The following is a 16,474-nucleotide window of genomic DNA, read 5'->3' as shown; positions in this document are numbered from 1 at the left end:
AGCGCGGGGTGCTGACAAGTTTATTCACGGACGGAGTTCCGTAGCGGGAATTTGCTCATAGATTGGTGCCGGACCCGACGTGGGCCCCGATAGTGGATTGCGGCCGACGTACCCGGCGCGTCACCATGGCGAGATGGCCGGTTTCGTGACCGTCCGGGCCTACGCCGAGCTCAACGATTTCCTGGACGTTGACTGGCGCGGTCGAGCCGTGCACCGGCCCTGCCAAAGCCATCAGACGGTCAAAGATGTGCTGGAAGCCATGGGCATTCCGCACACCGAGATCGACCTGATTCTGGTGAACGGGGATCCAGTGGGCTTCGAGCACCGGCCGACAACCGGCGACCGCATCGCGGTGTTTCCGATGTTCGAGGCGCTCGACATAGGCCCCACGGCGCGGCTGCGGCCGGAACCGTTGCGGGATCCGCGGTTCGTGGTTGACGTCAACCTCGGTCGGCTGGCGCGGTTGCTGCGGGTGCTGGGTTTCGATGTGTGGTGGCGCAACGATGCCGATGATCACACGCTGGCCGACGTCAGCCTGGACCAGCAGCGGATCCTGCTGACGCGAGACCGTGGTCTGTTGAAGCGTCGCGCCATCACTCATGGTTTGTTCGTTCACTCCCAGCAACCCGAGGAACAGGCGCTGGAGGTGATGCGTCGGCTGGATCTGCGGCGGCGGGTCACACCGTTCACCCGGTGCCTGCGGTGCAACGGCACGTTGACCGCGGTGGACAAGGAGCAGGTGCTCGATCGCCTGGAGCCGTTGACGCGGCAGTACTACGACGAATTCAGTCAGTGTCCGTGCTGCGGTCAGATCTACTGGGCTGGAACGCATTTCGAGCGGTTATCTGGGCTGGTCGACAAGCTGCTTGAGCGACTTTGATCAGCTTCGAACCAGGAGAGAACCATCATCGGGTCCTTGGCGGTGAGCACCGCCGACGTAGCCGTCGCCATGATGGCGTGCACGGCGTCCGCGAGCGCGACGCCGGGAGCCGAGTCCATCCCGTGGGGATTTTTGGGTAGCCAGGTGCGACCACATGGCCGCGGGTGGGTACCCCTACTTCAGTGTCGAACGTTGGGGGACGGAGATGACGATGACGAAAGTCCTGATGGTGATCTCAGCGGCTGACCACTGGACGCTCAAGGATGGGACGGTGCATCCGTCCGGGTATTGGGCCGAGGAGGTCGCCCGCCCACACCAGATTTTCACCGCGGCGGGATGGGACGTCACGGTGGCGACACCGGGCGGCAAGGCGCCGACACTGGACAAACTCAGCCTCGGGTTCGCCGGGGGTCTGCCGTGGAAGCGCCGCGAGGTGAAGCGCTATCTAGACAGCATCGCCAATATGTTGGCTCATCCCGCCGGGCTCGACACCGTGAACGACGACGACTACGACGTGGTGTTTTATCCAAGTGGCCACGGTCCGATGGAGGACCTCGCCTACGATCCGGTCTCCGGGGCTCTGCTGGCGCACCGGCTGGCGACGGATAAACCACTCGCCTTGCTGTGCCACGCGCCGGCGGCGATCCTGGCCGCTGACAGGTCGGACCGCACATCACCGTTCGCCGGGCGGCGCATGACCGGGTTTTCCAACAACGAGGAACTGCTCAACGGCTTCGCCAGAAAGGCGCCATGGCTGTTGGAGGACAGACTGAAAGAGGCCGGCGTCGCCTATTCCAAGGCGCTGATTCCGCTACGTCCGCATGTCGTCGTCGACGGCAGCCTCTACACCGGGCAGAACCCACAGTCCTCGGAGAAGTTGGCCGAGCGGCTGGTGGCGGACGTGAAGGCGGGCGTTGCGTGATGCCGGCTTGGAGCCAGTGCGCAATCGCGACGGAGTCTGTCTGGGTGGCATGTGGGCTTGAAAGTCGTCAATTCTCTGACCACTAGGTCGCGCCAAGTTTTCGGAAAGCCGTGGTGAGATGATCGACCCTGACACGAGGAGTGACGAATCGTGTCCACACCGTCTAGAAAATGAGGGTCTCGTAGAGAGGCGACGCTATCGCGCCATCGAGAGAGCGCGAGCTTTCTCCAAAAACTCTCGTTCATCGGAGGTCACCGCGGACAGTGGGCGATTGATACGGTCCAGAATGACCGCCGATGGCGCAAGTACTGATTCCAGCATTGCGCGCCCGATTTGATGATTAGTCCCGAAAGCTTCCTTGAACAATTTCTTGACCAACGCCTCGAAAACATCGGGATCGATGTAGTAGTAATCCGACGCCATTGCACTTAGCCCAGTGGGCATGCCCAAGAATTCTCCGACTTGAGTGACGAACCGGACGTACAAGTCGCCTACTTTTAGGGCGGGGCTCCACACGGTGTCGTCGCCGACGTCGAATATGAAACTCACGGTGCCCAGTCTACCAGGATGGTCGCGTCTGTATACTTCACTCGCAGGTCGGCGGCAGCTTGTTCGATTGCTGTTCTCAATGCCGGATCCCCTCCGGGATTGGTGAACCTTACGCCGATGGGCGACTTTTCGTAGCCTGCTATATATTGCTGAGATTCGATATATTTCTCCATTTTGTTGACAAATTGCTTATTCACCCATTGCTCGACGTTTCCCGCAGAAGTTGCGGATTTCTCCTCCCATAGCACCCCGTTCTCGACCCGGTCGATGTCAGTAATTGTGGTCCCGAGATTCCCAGGTTGATCAATTTGTATTTCGGTGGCGCCTTCCGGAATGTGGTATCGGTCATCACTCCCGAGCATTGGGCGGGATGGATCGGCAAAGCTCACGTCGTCGCCGATTGGCGCTGGATGATGTTCGAAGGTCGGCGAGTGATCCGCGACGGGGTTCGGCGGCGCGGTGTGTTCACCTGCAGCCGGCGACGGGTGGTCGAGTACTGATTCAGGTGGGTCGACCGGCGGCCGGCCGGTGAGGTTACCCGCGGCATCGTCGGCTCGGGCTTCAGCTGCGACAAGGGCTTTAGGGAGGGCGTTTTCGCTCGTGATTCCTGCAGCACCTTCGAGCGCCTCGCGTCCGAGGAGAGCTTTCAATCCATGGAACCCGGCCTCGCCGAGCCCTTTGGCTGCTAAGGCGGCTTCAGGAGCCCCGGTACCGTCGATCCTCCAAGCTATGTCGTTCCGCTCCGTTAACCTCCCGTCGTGGACGCTGGACTCTATGAATCTCTGCTCACCGAGCGGCTGAACGCCGCACTGGCCCAGCGCCCGGATCTGCAGGCCGACATCGGCGCCGTTGATGAGGCAGAGCAGGCGCTGACGATCGCACGACACCTGACCCCGCTCATCGAGCGGCAGCTGAACGCCGCGGGTAGCGCGGAAGCACGGGCTCAACTACTCCGCAACATTCTTGAGGTGCTCGGTGATGCTGACGCTCAGCAGGATGCCCTGCACCAGAGTGATCCGACGAGGATTCACCGTCTCGATGCGGTGAGCCCGACAACTCTGGGAACGGTCAATCCTCCACGCCCGGCGACACCGTTGTCGGACGCCGCGTTGATGACGAACGCTCGCAACGAGCCAACGTTGGCTGCCGAGTTGCGGGCTGAGTTGGCGAGTGCCGACCATGTCGATCTGCTGTGTGCGTTCGTGAAGTGGCAGGGTCTGCGACTCCTGGAACGTGAGCTCACCGAACTCCGTGACCGCGGTGTGCCGCTACGGGTCATCACCACGACATACCTGGGTGCCACTGATGCTCGGGCTCTCGACGCGTTGGTGAATGAGTTCGGCGCTGAGGTCCGGGTCAATTACGAAACCGACCGCACCCGCCTGCACGCCAAGGCTTGGCTGTTGCTACGCAACACCGGTTTTCACACCGCCTACGTCGGATCGTCCAACTTGTCGCATGCCGCCCTGGTGGACGGACTGGAATGGAACGTCCGACTTTCGGCGGTCTCCACGCCGCACCTGCTGGACAAGTTCCGGACGACGTTCGATTCCTATTGGGAGAACAGAGAGTTCGAGCCATACCGACCGGCCGACGATGCCGAGAAGCTTCGCGAGGCGTTGGAGATCGCGTCGGGCAAGAAGCAACGCGATCCGTTGGCAGTTACATTGTCCGGTCTGGAGGTGACCGCCAAGCCATATCAGGCGGAGCTGCTTGAAGAACTTGACGCCGAACGCACCCTTCACGACCGCCACCGGAATCTCATCGTCGCCGCGACAGGCACCGGCAAGACGGTGATCGCCGCACTCGACTATCGCCGGCTGGTGCGCGAGGTACATGGCCGGGATCTGTCTTTGTTGTTTGTGGCGCACCGCAAAGAGATCCTCCAGCAGGCACGGCGGATGTACCAAGAGGTGCTGACCGATCCGTTATTCGGAGAGCTACTCGTCGCCGGCGAGCAGCCAACAAAGTGGCGCCACGTGTTCGCCAGTGTCCAATCTCTAAGCGCTGACAAGCTTTCCACCATCGAGCCCGACCGGTTCGACATCGTGGTGATCGACGAGTTCCACCACGCCGAAGCCACCTCCTATCGCCGGCTGCTAGACCACATCTCCCCGATGGAACTGCTGGGGCTCACCGCCACTCCGGAACGCGGCGACGGCGTGGACGTACGAAGTTTCTTCGGTGGACGGGTCGCGGCCGAGCTGCGCCTGTGGGACGCCCTCGAACAGAACTTGCTGTGCCCATTCCATTACTTCGGCATCCACGATGGCACCGACCTGGAAGCTCTGCAGTGGAAGCGCGGCCGTTACGACGCCACCGAGTTGAGCGGCATCTACACCGGTAACGACGCGCGCACACGCATTGTGCTGAAAGAACTGCAAGACAAGGTCGCCGACGTCAGCGAGATGCGCGCCCTAGGCTTTTGCGTCGACGTGGCCCATGCGCACTACATGGCTGAACGGTTTGTCGCCGCCGGTATCCCCGCACGGGCGGTGTCGGGGGAGACCCCACCTGCCGAGCGCAGCGCTGCACTGAGCGAGTTGCGTGCCCGGGAGATCAACGTGATCTTCGCGGTTGATCTGTTCAACGAAGGTTTGGACATTCCCCAGGTCGACACCGTGCTATTTCTGCGACCCACCGAAAGCGCCACGGTGTTTCTTCAGCAGCTTGGTCGCGGGCTGCGGCTTACCCACGGCAAGACGGTACTGACGGCGCTGGATTTCGTGGGGCATCAACGCAAGGAGTTTCGCTTCGATCAACGGTTCCGCGCGTTGACCGGCCTGAGCCGTAAGCAGCTGGAAAGGCAAGTGAGGGAGGGTTTTCCGTTCCTTCCGTCGGGTAGCCAGATCGTCCTGGATTCCGTGGCACGGGAGTTGGTGCTGGAGAATGTGCGTCAGCAGAAGTCGAACAAGCCGGCGCTGATTTCGGAAGTGCGGGCGCATCCCAACGACCGGCTGGCGTCGTACCTTGACGAGTACGGTCGGAGACTCGAAGACATTCTGCGGTCCGATCGGTCCTGGACCACCCTGTGCCGTGACGCGGGAAAGTTGCCTGAACAGCGGGGCCCGCGCGAGAACGAGTTGCTCAAGCGGATCAAGGCACTCGTGCATGTCGATGACCGCCGGCGTTGGGACGCGTACCGCGCGCTGGTCACGGGTGAGGGAAGCGGGCCGAGCGCGGTTGAGCAGCGGCTGGCGGCGATGTTGTTCTACTCACTGTTTCCGAACGGTGGCGGATTCGGCAGTGCCGCAGCCGGTCTCGACGTGCTGCGCGGCGAGGACGTTGCCGATGAGATGCGCCAGGTGATCGACATCGCGTTCGACGCGGCACATCGCAGCACGACGGCGCTGGGTGAGGTGGTTCCGGAGCTAGCCGAGGTTCCATTGGCACTGCATGCGAGTTATTCGCGGGAGGAGATCCTCGCGGCGTTGGGCTGGGTGTCAGCGAAGCGGACGCCGGCAACCATGCGCGAAGGGGTGGCGTGGTGTGAGGCGGTCAACGCCGACGCCTTCCTCATCACGCTTAAGAAGACCGACACGGATTATTCGCCGACCACGATGTATCGGGACTTTGCGCTGAGCGAGGAGCTGTTTCACTGGGAGTCGCAGTCGACCACGTCAGCGGCCTCGCCGACTGGTCAGCGCTATATCCACCACCGTGAGCGTGGCTCGCACATTTTGCTGTTTGTTCGGGACGCCAAGACCAACGCGTTCGGCGCCGCGCCGTACGTCTTCCTGGGACCGGCGGACTACGTGTCGCACGAGGGAGAGCGGCCCATGGCGATCACCTGGCGCTTGCGCCATGCAATGCCTACGGAAGTGTATTTGGGGGCGCGGGCTGCGGTGGCGTAAAACCTTGCTTGCGTCGGAGCCTCCGGCCGCTTATCTGGTAGCTGAGATTCGCATTTTCGTCCCAAGAATGCCGACATCAAGTTACGTGCGTGACGGGCCGCTCGAGCCGGGCACATTGACGGGAACTCTTGCGTCCCGCAAGTGATCTTGATTCCGGTGCCCCTGCTGAGATGTGCTGGCGCCCACCAGGCCTGCGGAGGAATGTGTCCGGTGCGGACGCCGGTCATCCAGTTCAGTCGGGTGTAAGTGGTAGAGATGCCAGCACGCGGAGGGCGTAGTCAGTACGCCTGGGAATGGAAGCGTGATCTGAAGCGGAGGGTGTGTGCTGAGTTGTCGGAGCCGGCGGTCATAATCATCGCTAATTGACACAAGTGACGGTCAGCACATATCACGTCCCTTGTGATCGGTTCTTAACACGAAGGGCGTGCGATGGCTGCTGAGCAGGAAACCGAGAACGAGCGTTTAGTGCGTCGGGCGGTCAACCTCTTCACCTTCCTCGGCCGCGCTCAGCAGCTGTTGGTCAAGCCAGTCCGCACGGTAGACAAGTTCGAGAACGCCATGTGGTTCGCCGACCTGCCTGACCATGACGCCATCCGTTCGGCGCATCGCGTCGCCGAGCTCACACCCGATACGCCGCTCCTCACCGTGGACCGGGTGGCCAAGCTCGATCCGCCGCCGCTGCCGCACGAGCTGATCGTCTGGGTCGATGGCGCGATCGATGACACGGAGAAGGAGCCGACACTTCGCGAGGCCATCTTCCGTGAGGAGCCCGTTCCTGCGGAGGAACGCCAGGACGGCGCGCCGAAGGTGGTGAACCGCCGCATCGATATTGCCGAGCATCCCGGGGTCAGCGAAGCCTTCGATGCCTGGCTGACCGATTGGCGGCTGTGGGCGGACCGGGAACGCCGCGACGCCGCGGTCCGCGAGGTCTACAAGGACCTGTTCGCGGCTCACTTGAAGGCCGCCGATCACAGCGAGGAGTTCGAGCTGGTCCTCGGCGTGGGTTGTCTGGCCTGGCGGCCCGACAACCATGATCAGGTGCAGCGTCACGTCGCTACCGCGCCGACCGCGATTAGCTTCGATGAGAACTCCGGCCGCCTGACGGTCACGCAGGTCAGCGCACCCGATGCCGTGTCGATCGAGGTTGACATGTTGGACCCGGCACTGATTTCCAGTCCGGCCGAACTCGACGAAATCAAGGTGCTGGCCGCCGAGTACGACGGGCATCTGCTCGACCAGCCAGCGATTGGCGAGATCTGCCGCCGTCTGATTCATCGTCTCGACGCTGACGCGCAGTATGACGAAGACGCCGTACAGGCACCGTCAGGCCCCAATCCACGCGGAGCTTTCGCGCCAGCAATTATCCTGCGCCGTCGCACCAACCGCGGCATGGTGCAGATCTACGAGCAGATCGTTACGCAGATCCAGCAGGCCGAGGAGGTGCCGAAGGGCATCCTGCCGCTGGTCGACCCCAACCGCCAACCCGAGCCGGAACTGAGCACAGATGTGCAGGGTGCGGTGGTCACCGTCGATTACGAAGACTTCCTGCCGCTACCGGTGAACGACAAGCAGCGCCAGATTATCGAGCGTGTCGACAGTCGTGCCCAGACCGTCGTCCAGGGTCCGCCTGGAACCGGGAAGACCCACACCGCAGCGGCTTTGGTGTCCCATTTGCTCGCCCAGGGCAAGCGCGTGCTGATCACCGCGCACACCGACCGGGCACTGAAGGAGGTCCGCGCCAAGCTGCCGCGCGAGATTCAATCGCTGGCGGTCGCGGTCATCGGCCAGTCGCGGTCTGACATGGCCGACCTGCGCACCGCGGTCGACAACATCTCGCGGCGGGCAGACGATTTCGACTCCGCCGATTCTCAGCGTTCGATCGCCCGGCACCTCAGCAGGATCGATGACCTGCGCCGTCAGCGGGCCGCGCTGCGCGACCGTCTGCTCAAGGTTCGCCGGCAGGAGGTGGAACCGCGCACCGACGGCCCAGCCCAGGGCACGCTGGCGGCTATCGCCTACGACCATTTGCAGCACGAAGCCGACTACGAGTGGATTCGGGCGTTTGAGGTCGACCCGGCCGGCGCCGGGACGACGGTGTCGACCGAGGAGATTCAGCGGTGGCGCGCCGTGCTGCGCGACGAGGACGTGACTGTGAACGAGCCGGAAGCGACCTCGACGCTGCCCGACGCGGCATCGCTGACGACGCCGGAAGACTTCGCCAACCTCGTTGCCGCCGAGCAGCAGGCCGCAGTCCGCAAGGACCAGTTCGGCGAACTCCTCAGCCACGAGTCGTTTGGTTTTGTCAGGTCTCTGACCACAGCACTGCGAGATGAGTTGCGCGCCAGAGTGTCCAATCTGGCGGAGCAGGCCGGCAATCTCGAGCGTCGGCAGGAAGCGTGGATGAATGACGCTCTGCACGACGTGCGCAGCGGTCGCCACCAAACCTGGGTCGCACGGTCGACGCAGGTCAAGTCACTGGCCGAAACGGCCGCAGCCCTCACTCGCCGGATCGGCCCCACCACCTCAGTGGTCGTTGCCGGCGGCGACTTCGGCGTGCATCAGCAGGTCGCGAAATCCCTGCTCGCCCATGTTGAGTCGGGCAGCGTCATCAAGAGCCGCCCGGACGGGTCGCCGAAGATCGGTGCCTTCACGTCCAAGACAGTGAAGCTTGCCGAACCGTTTTTCGCCGCGGTCAAGATCAACGACCTGCCCGCGACCACCAAGGAACAGCTCGCCACCTTTATTGATTGGGTTGACGCCAGCCGCACCGTGGCCGCGTTGGACCAGGCCTGGCCGGTCAATGTTCTGATTCCCCAGGAGGACACCCTCGACGAAAAGATCCAGTGGCATGTCACGGAGGTGGCCCAGTTGGACAAGGTTCTGGCGTTGGGCGACCAGCTTGAGGTAGAGCGGCAATGGTTCCAAGCCAACAACTTGCCGGTACCGGACTGGAACAAGCTCGAAGACATTCGCCGCTACGCCGATCTGGTGGAGGCCGCCACGGCGGCCGACGACGCGGTGGTCGCGGCCACGCCGGTGGAACGGCTGCACCAGTATCTGCGTAGTCAGGCGCAACTTCCCACGCCGCCGCCGATCACGATGGAATTGCTGGCCGCAGTCCGCGACCGGAACGTCGATGGCTACGCGACCGCGCACGCGCGTCTGCATCATCTCTGCGACGTGGCCCGGGCGGTCGCTGACCGCGACCGGATCCGACACGAGCTGGACCGCTCCGCACCGATGTTGGCGAGTGCGATCGCCGCCGATCCGGCGGCAGCGGAATGGAATTCCCGGTTGGGTGCCTACGAGCGGGCCTGGCAGTGGGAGATGACTGGACGTTGGATCCTCGCCCAAGACAGCGAGGACGCTAACGCGTTGAAGGTCAGCCTGAATGCGATCGAGGATCACATCCGCAGTGAGGTGGAGCATCTTGCCGCTGAGCGAGCCTGGGGCCATGCCGTCGCTCCCGACCGGCTGACTGGGGCGGCCCGGGCGAACCTCACCCAGTACGCCCAGTTGGTGTCCCGCCTGGGCAAGGGCACCGGCAAGTACGCGGCCAAGCAACGGGTGGCGATTGCCGAAGCGATGGATCGGTGCCGGCCTTCCGTACCTGTGTGGATCATGCCGCTTTACCGCATCGCCGAGCAGGTGCACGTCGAGCCCAACCTGTACGACGTGGTGATTGTCGATGAGGCGTCGCAGGCGGGGCTGGAGGCGTCGTTCTTGCAGTACCTGGCGCCGAAGATGGTGGTGATCGGTGACGACAAGCAGGTGTCGCCGTCAGCGGTGGGTGTGGATCAACAGCAACTGCGCGACCTGGCCAACATGTACCTCAGCGATGACCCGTACCGAGAGTCCTGGCTAGACCCCAAGCGCAGCTACTTCGACGAGGCCAATATGCGCTTCGGCGGCCGGATCACGCTGACTGAGCACCGCAGGTGTGTGCCCGAGATCATCGGCTTCTCTAACCGCATCGCGTATGAGCCGGAAGGAATTCGGCTGGTTCCGGTGCGTCAGTTCGGCGCCGAGCGGCTGGAGCCGATCAAGGTGGTGTACCTGCCCGACGGGTATGAGGCGCCCAACAAGACGAACCTCGTTGAGGCCGAGGCAATTGTCGACCAGATCCGAAAATGCTTAGTGGAACCGGAGTACGACGGGGCAACGTTTGGCGTGATCTCGCTGCTGGGCAAGGAACAGGCCAAGCTGATCGAGAGCAAGCTGCTGGATGCGGTGCCGCCGGAGGAGTGGGCGGCCCGCGAGCTGCGCTGCGGAGACGCGTCGGACTTCCAGGGTTCCGAGCGGGATGTCATGTTCCTGTCCATGGTCAAGGCGCCCGAGGACGGCAAGCGGATGGGCGTATTGAACCAACCGCAGTACGTCCAGCGGTTCAACGTCGCGGCGTCCCGGGCGAAAGATCAGATGTGGGTTTACCATTCGATGCCACGTGAAGCGCTGATCAACTCCGAATGCATGCGTTTCCAGCTGCTCGATTACTGCTATGGCACCGCCAATCGGCTGCGCAGCGCTGACGACGCGTTGGGCACCGTGGTTCCGGAAGATGTGCGTGTGCCACCGTTCGACTCACTGTTCGAGCAGCGCATCTTCAACAGACTCATCGACCGGGGCTACACCGTCATGCCGCAGGTCGAGGCGATGGGCTACCGCATCGACATGGTGGTCACCGGCGCCAAAGGCCGGCTGGCGATCGAATGTGATGGCGACTTCTGGCATGGCCCAGAGCAATACGAGAACGATCTGGCGAGGCAGCGTGAACTGGAACGGTGCGGGTGGGAGTTCCATCGCATCCGAGAGTCGATGTTCTATGCGGACATGCCTGGCACCCTGCGGGGGTTGTGGGACACGCTCGACGAGTTGGATATCCGGACCGCGGATTGGATTGACCTGGGCTTCGACGATGACGAACTCGAGGAATCCGAAGACGTCGACGACGAGGAGCACGATGACACGGAACCTGACGTGGTCAAGAATGTGTCGCCGCATCAGCTCGACGTCGCACTCATGGCCGATGGCGACGAATTCGATCTCGTCCACGACGATGAACGCGGCGGGGACAGGCTCGCGCCCTACACAGCGTTCAATGACTCTCTGCCGCCTATCCTGGGCACGCCGCTGCCGGCTTTGGTGGCCAACGTTGTGCGCATCGTCGAGGTCGAAGGACCGGTGCTCGGGCATCGCCTGCATGACGCCTACCGGATCGCCTCCGGAGGGCAACGAATCGGCAAGGAGATTGCGCGGCAGTTGAACCGTGCCATTGAAACTGCCGTGCGGCGAGGACAAATAATTGCCGACAATCCACTCAACCAGCCCGGGGTCAAGCCAAAGACGCTCCGGTTGCCGACTCAGCCTGAGGTACTTCCGCGTGCACTCGGACCGCGGACTCTGTCCCTAGTGCCGCCCGCGGAGCTAGCCGAACATCTCGCTCAGTGCGTTGACGGCAACTATTCAGACGACGAAATTTTCCGTGAGGTACTCGCTGTCTTGGGCCTGAAACGACTCACTGAGCCGGCGCGAATGGTGCTGAGCGATGCGTTGGAGCTAGTTGGACACATGGATCTTGCCGCACTGGAGGGGTGAGGCGGTCAGTGGCTAAGCAGGTTGCTGTGTTTTCCCCGGCTTGGGCATTTTGCCTAACGCCGATGTGCCATGTATCGGCAATGGCGCCTCGTTCGGTACTCAAATGCGAAAGAGTACCGCGCTGAGCGCACAAACCTCGACAAGTCCGGGTTACCATGGCCGACGCAGTCGTGGGGCCCTCAGGTGACCCCCGAGTTGGCCGCACAGCGGCTTTTCGGCGAACCCAGCGCGGATGTCGATTTCGTTGCGGACGACGAGCCTGAGGCGCGGCGGGCCGTCGAGGAGCTGACACGGCTGTTCGATTCTGTGCCGGGGATTTTCAAGGGCGCGATCGACGGCGCATCGGCCGCCGCGCAGACACTGTCAGCGGACCGCTTTCAGGGCTTGTCCGAGATCATCCAGAATGCCGACGACGCCCATGCATCCTTCGTGGAGTTCCGGCTTGCTGATCGTCACCTTGTCGCGACGCATGACGGACGTCCTGTCAATTTGTCGAACGTTCTCGGCTTGGCGATGCCGTGGTACTCAACGAAGACAGCCGATGCGGCCGCGACGGGACGATTCGGAATTGGACTTATGACGTTGCGTGCCTTGGGGGATGTGCTCGAAGTGCACAGCGGCCCGTACCACCTGCGTTTGGGTGATCCCGTTGTCGAGTGGGCCGCCGAAGTCAATGAGGGTGTGGGCGAATTGCCGTCAGAGTTGACGGCAATTTGTATGCCTTTGCGGGAAGAGACGATTGACATCGATAGTCTCCTCGGCTGGCTGGACAGATGGGACAGCAGCGCGCTGCTGTTTCTCCGGCACGTCCGGCGTGTGAACTTAGTCGGGTCCGATGGCGCGGAGCTGAGGACTCTTTACCTCGATTGGTCCGAGCGTGAAGTGTTGAGCCGGACCGGCGGTGCGAACGATCTAGCTGTGAGTACTCGGCTTGCCACTGCTGCGGACGGGCGCTGTTGGCTGCTCTATTCCGCGGAGCACCCCACACCGAATGGAGTCGCCCGTGCGCATAAGGCGACGGATGACACGGTGCTGCTCAGTCTGGCGCTACCGCTTCAGCCGGAGTCGGACGGAGTAATTCACGCCGGTCTCCCGGTGGCATCATCGACAGTGCCGGTTCGGGTCAACGCCCCGCTCGATCCGGTGACAGGTCGAACCGACCTTGCCAACAATGCCTGGAACCATGCGCTCCTGCCGCTTCTCGCTGACCTGTGGGCAGTTGCCGTAGAGGACTTTTTCGCCGAAAACCCCGCCGCAGCATGGCATGTGATCCCACTGCCTACCGAGTACGGCGACTACACACATGCGGTCGTGAATCGGTTGGATGAGTTGCTGTTGGGGGTCGCACGCGGTCGAGTGGCGAACACGGCGGCGATCTTCGTCGATGGGCATCGGTATGCGCTGACCGAGTTGGCTGTTGAGAACGCGGCACTCGAGTGCGTGCTGGATCCGGCGGAGGTGGCTGCACTGTCCGGCCTTGCCGTGGCGCTGCCCATGAGCGCGAGGGATGGCACCGGTCGGTGGAGGGAAGTGCTCGACGATTGGACGGAAGCTGGCGCATCACTGCCGGAACCGGTGACCGTGCAGGACGCATTGGCGTTGCTCGCTGACTCAGCCCGGGGCGTCGACGCCACCATCGCACTCACCGCGGTCGCTTTGTGCGAAGACCTCGACCACCTACTCATCGAATGGCCCTGCATCGTTGTGTCCGACGGAGGCCATGTTGTCCCTCCAGCATGCGATTCGCTAGAGCCGTTGATGACGATTGAGTCGCCGCTTGCGAAGCAATTGGGTATTGGGGTCAGCCTCGCAGAGGAGTATCTGGCCGAATCAGATGATGCCAGAACGGTCTTCGAGTGGTTACGAGAGATCGATGCGGTGGTCGACGACCCGAGTGACGAGCTAATTTTGCGTCGACTCGCTGCTGCAGGGAATGCGGGAAACTGTACAGGCGAGGTGCTCTCCGACGGCCAGATCCGGGCACTGCGCGACGCATTCGACGAGTTAGCCCCCGACCGCCGCGTTGAGCTCGGCCGGGGTGTCGGTCGTGCGGTTCAGATCGCCGCTGTGAGCTACGACGAACGAAGGCAACTCATTGAGTCATACGCGCGGCCCGCCGACATGTACTTGTGCGCCGCCATCGACCGCGACCCCGCAAGCTTCGCCGTGGCCGCGGACAAGACACCCGGACTGTTGTGGAGTCCTAACCGGTACCGCACCCTGCTCACGGGCAAGGGGCTCGGCGCACAGCGGTTCCTGAGGCTACTAGGAGTTGAGCGAACGCCTCGCATCAAGCCCCATCCACTCCTCGAGCGTCGATTTGTTCAAGGTCGCCCGGGGCTGCCCAGAATGGTGTGTGGAGGACCGCAGCGGCGGTACGAGGCTCTAAGGCGACGCGACGCGAGTTTTACGTTGGATGACTTCGACAGCCCTGACCTCTATGCCGTTGCAAGAGATATTGCGGCCGAACGCAAGGTTCGGCCCCGCCGCGAACGCACACGAGCACTCCTCGCAACGCTGGGGCGGGCGTGGGATCGCCTCGAAGAGCAGTGTGAAGTGTCGGCCGCTGATGACTACCAACGCTGGAACGACCGGGGCATCGTGCCGGCGTTCTGGCTGTGGGTGCTCGGCGACATCGAGTGGTTGGAGGACACCGACGGAGTACTTCGAGCACCGCTGGACCTCCGACTTAAGACACGCGCAACTGTTGCTGTCCACGGTCCAGATGCGTCGGGCTACCTGCGCGACGACTTGGATGCTGCCAATCGGCGCGAAGTCCTATCGAGACTCGGTGTTGCCGGCGAGCCGAACACCCATGACCTCATCGAGAGATTGAGATCGTTGCGGCACGCTTCGCCGGATCCCGACTCCGATACAGCGATTGACGTCGCCATGATCTACCAGGCTCTGGCTGAGCGATTGCCGCGCGGAAGCGCCGGGCGGATCAGCGAGCGTGACCTGCGGACGGCGCTCAATCACGACGCTGGCCTCGTGCTGTCCTCGGCTGGTTGGCGCACGCCACGCGAGCTGCTCGTCGGGCCACCAATTTTCGGTCGATATCGGGAGTTCGCTCCGCAGGTGCCTGGAACTGAAGCACTGTGGGTGGCACTGCAGATCGGACCACCGACTACCGATGACTGCGTCCAGGTCATCCGGAAAGTCGCGACATCGGGATGGCCGCTGACGCCGGAGGACCGAGGGATCGTTCTGGAGACGCTGCGGCTGCTTGCTGAGCTCGTCGCTGAGCCTGAGCAGGTGCCGCCGAAGTTGACCAAGATCATGCGACGGCTGCCGATTCTGACAACGACTGGTTGGACTCGGGAACGACCCGTCTACGCAACGGATGACCCCGCCCTGATTGATGGATTGGGCGTCAATGTCCCGGTGTGGGACCCCGGAGGGCAGCTGAGGCAGTTCGAGTCACTGCTGCACCCCCTGGGCATCGTGCATTTGGGCACAGAAGCTGCAGTCGTTATCAATCCTGACGAAGCTGAGTTCGACGGTGACGCCACAGAACTGTTCGCGAACGCGGTAACCCTGCTGCACGACGACTTGGCGCGAAACGATCCACGTACATTGCGGGGGCTGACGATCGACTGGAATCGGCTGCGTCAGTTCACTGTCCGAGTGAGCTCAGATCTACGGGTTGAGGTCAGCGGTCTCGTCGGGCCCGCTAGCCGGGCTGATATCGCGGTTCTTGCCAAGGCGGACGTAACGTCGGATGTGCTGTTTCTCAACGATGGCCGCTCACTGCGCATGGTTGGAGCCGGTGGCGCTGCGATCGCGGGTCTCTTTATCGGAGTGGATCGCCGGCGTGTTGCACAGGCGTGGTTGGCAGCGTGTATGGCAGCCGAAGATGGGAGCATGGCCCTAAATTTGGAATTGGCTGAGCAACAGGCTGACTCCGAGCGTGACCGAACTGCGCGCGCTATTGAGGAGCGGCAGAACGAACTGACGCGCGAGATCGCCAATGCCCAGGTGGAGAAGCGGCCGAAGCAAGGAAGTTCCGGGAAGTCGAGCGATGCTACGTCGGTGTATAGCTCGATGAGCTCGTCGTCGTCGCTCGACCGCCGTGAGCTTGTGGATCTAGCGAAGATGACGGTGGTCACCGTCGATTACGGCTCGACGGGCTATCGACGTGGATCGACGGTGGCGAAGGCGATCCCACGCGAGGCCGGCCTTGCGACCCCGAATCGCTCCGTTTCAGCACCTCAATCACGATCGCTGCCGCCCAGCTTCACTCCCAATGACAAGGAAGCTAAGGGGTTGGAACTGCTCCGTCGGGTGTTCGCCAGCGACAGCGAGGAGATCGTTGACCTGCGAGCACAGCGCAACGTCGGCGCCGACGCGGTCGATCAACGGGGTCGACTCTTTGAGTTGAAAGTGTTTCAGGGCGAGGAGCCGGACGCTGTCACACTCCAACCATCGCAGGTTGAGCAGGCATTGCGGGCCGGCGACGACTTCTTCCTAGTCGTCGTGTCGAACGTCGAAGCATCCGGAAGAGACCCTCAAGTGCGCATTATCTTGGATCCGTTCAGTCAACTCACGGCGGGTGAGACCAGTTCGGTAACGCTTTCCGGTATCAGGAGCGCTCCGCACAGCGTGGTTTGCCGAGTTAGTGCTCCACAGAAATGACGCGGTCGAAAGAGATGGCCCCGGTTCAATCTATCGGGA

General features: G+C 62.6%; 7 protein-coding genes. 5 read left to right on the top strand and 2 right to left on the bottom strand.

The features are described 5' to 3' along the window. The first annotated feature begins 133 nt into the window (after positions 1-133). Both A5699_RS20040 and A5699_RS20035 read left to right on the top strand, forming a co-directional pair. Positions 134-880, top strand: coding sequence for a Mut7-C RNAse domain-containing protein (locus A5699_RS20040; protein ID WP_067772795.1), 747 nt, complete (start codon positions 134-136; stop codon positions 878-880). 211 nt (positions 881-1,091) lie between these two features. Next, positions 1,092-1,802, top strand: a complete 711-nt coding sequence (locus tag A5699_RS20035) for a type 1 glutamine amidotransferase domain-containing protein (RefSeq protein WP_067772927.1) — start codon at positions 1,092-1,094, stop codon at positions 1,800-1,802. 195 nt (positions 1,803-1,997) lie between these two features. Here A5699_RS20035 and A5699_RS20030 read toward each other — a convergent pair whose 3' ends face one another. After that, a complete protein-coding gene (locus A5699_RS20030; RefSeq protein ID WP_067772792.1) occupies positions 1,998-2,351 on the bottom strand; it encodes a DUF6086 family protein in 354 nt (117 codons plus the stop codon). Then, positions 2,348-3,001 carry a hypothetical protein gene (locus A5699_RS29295; protein ID WP_157561354.1) on the bottom strand — a complete coding sequence of 218 codons (654 nt, stop codon included), beginning with the start codon at positions 2,999-3,001 and terminating at the stop codon, positions 2,348-2,350. Before A5699_RS29295 ends, A5699_RS20030 begins: the two co-directional genes overlap by 4 nt. A gap of 108 nt (positions 3,002-3,109) precedes the next feature. Between A5699_RS29295 and A5699_RS20020 the strand changes: the two genes are divergently transcribed. From A5699_RS20020 to A5699_RS20010, 3 genes are all read left to right on the top strand, one after another. Further along, positions 3,110-6,205, top strand: a complete 3,096-nt coding sequence (locus tag A5699_RS20020) for a DUF3427 domain-containing protein (RefSeq protein ID WP_067772786.1) — start codon at positions 3,110-3,112, stop codon at positions 6,203-6,205. Positions 6,206-6,634: 429 nt separating this feature from the next. Continuing rightward, positions 6,635-11,800, top strand: a complete 5,166-nt coding sequence (locus A5699_RS20015) for an AAA domain-containing protein (protein WP_067772783.1) — start codon at positions 6,635-6,637, stop codon at positions 11,798-11,800. A 183-nt stretch (positions 11,801-11,983) separates the two neighbouring features. Further along, positions 11,984-16,435: a sacsin N-terminal ATP-binding-like domain-containing protein gene (locus tag A5699_RS20010; RefSeq protein WP_067772780.1), complete on the top strand. Its 4,452-nt coding sequence runs from the start codon at positions 11,984-11,986 to the stop codon at positions 16,433-16,435. The last annotated feature ends 39 nt before the right edge of the window (positions 16,436-16,474 follow it).

The organism is Mycobacterium sp. E802 (genome assembly GCF_001666875.1).
Taxonomy (GTDB): Bacteria; Actinomycetota; Actinomycetes; order Mycobacteriales; family Mycobacteriaceae; genus Mycobacterium.
Note: the sequence above shows the minus strand (reverse complement) of the source record. Positions and strands in the feature narration are given on the sequence as shown.

Bases quoted from the DNA above. Each gene is read 5' to 3' on its own strand.
- A5699_RS20040 (WP_067772795.1), top strand. From the start codon at position 134: ATGGCCGGTTTCGTGACCGTCCGGGCCTACGCCGAGCTCAACGATTTC.
- A5699_RS20035 (WP_067772927.1), top strand. From the start codon at position 1,092: ATGACGAAAGTCCTGATGGTGATCTCAGCGGCTGACCACTGGACGCTC.
- A5699_RS20015 (WP_067772783.1), top strand. From the start codon at position 6,635: ATGGCTGCTGAGCAGGAAACCGAGAACGAGCGTTTAGTGCGTCGGGCG.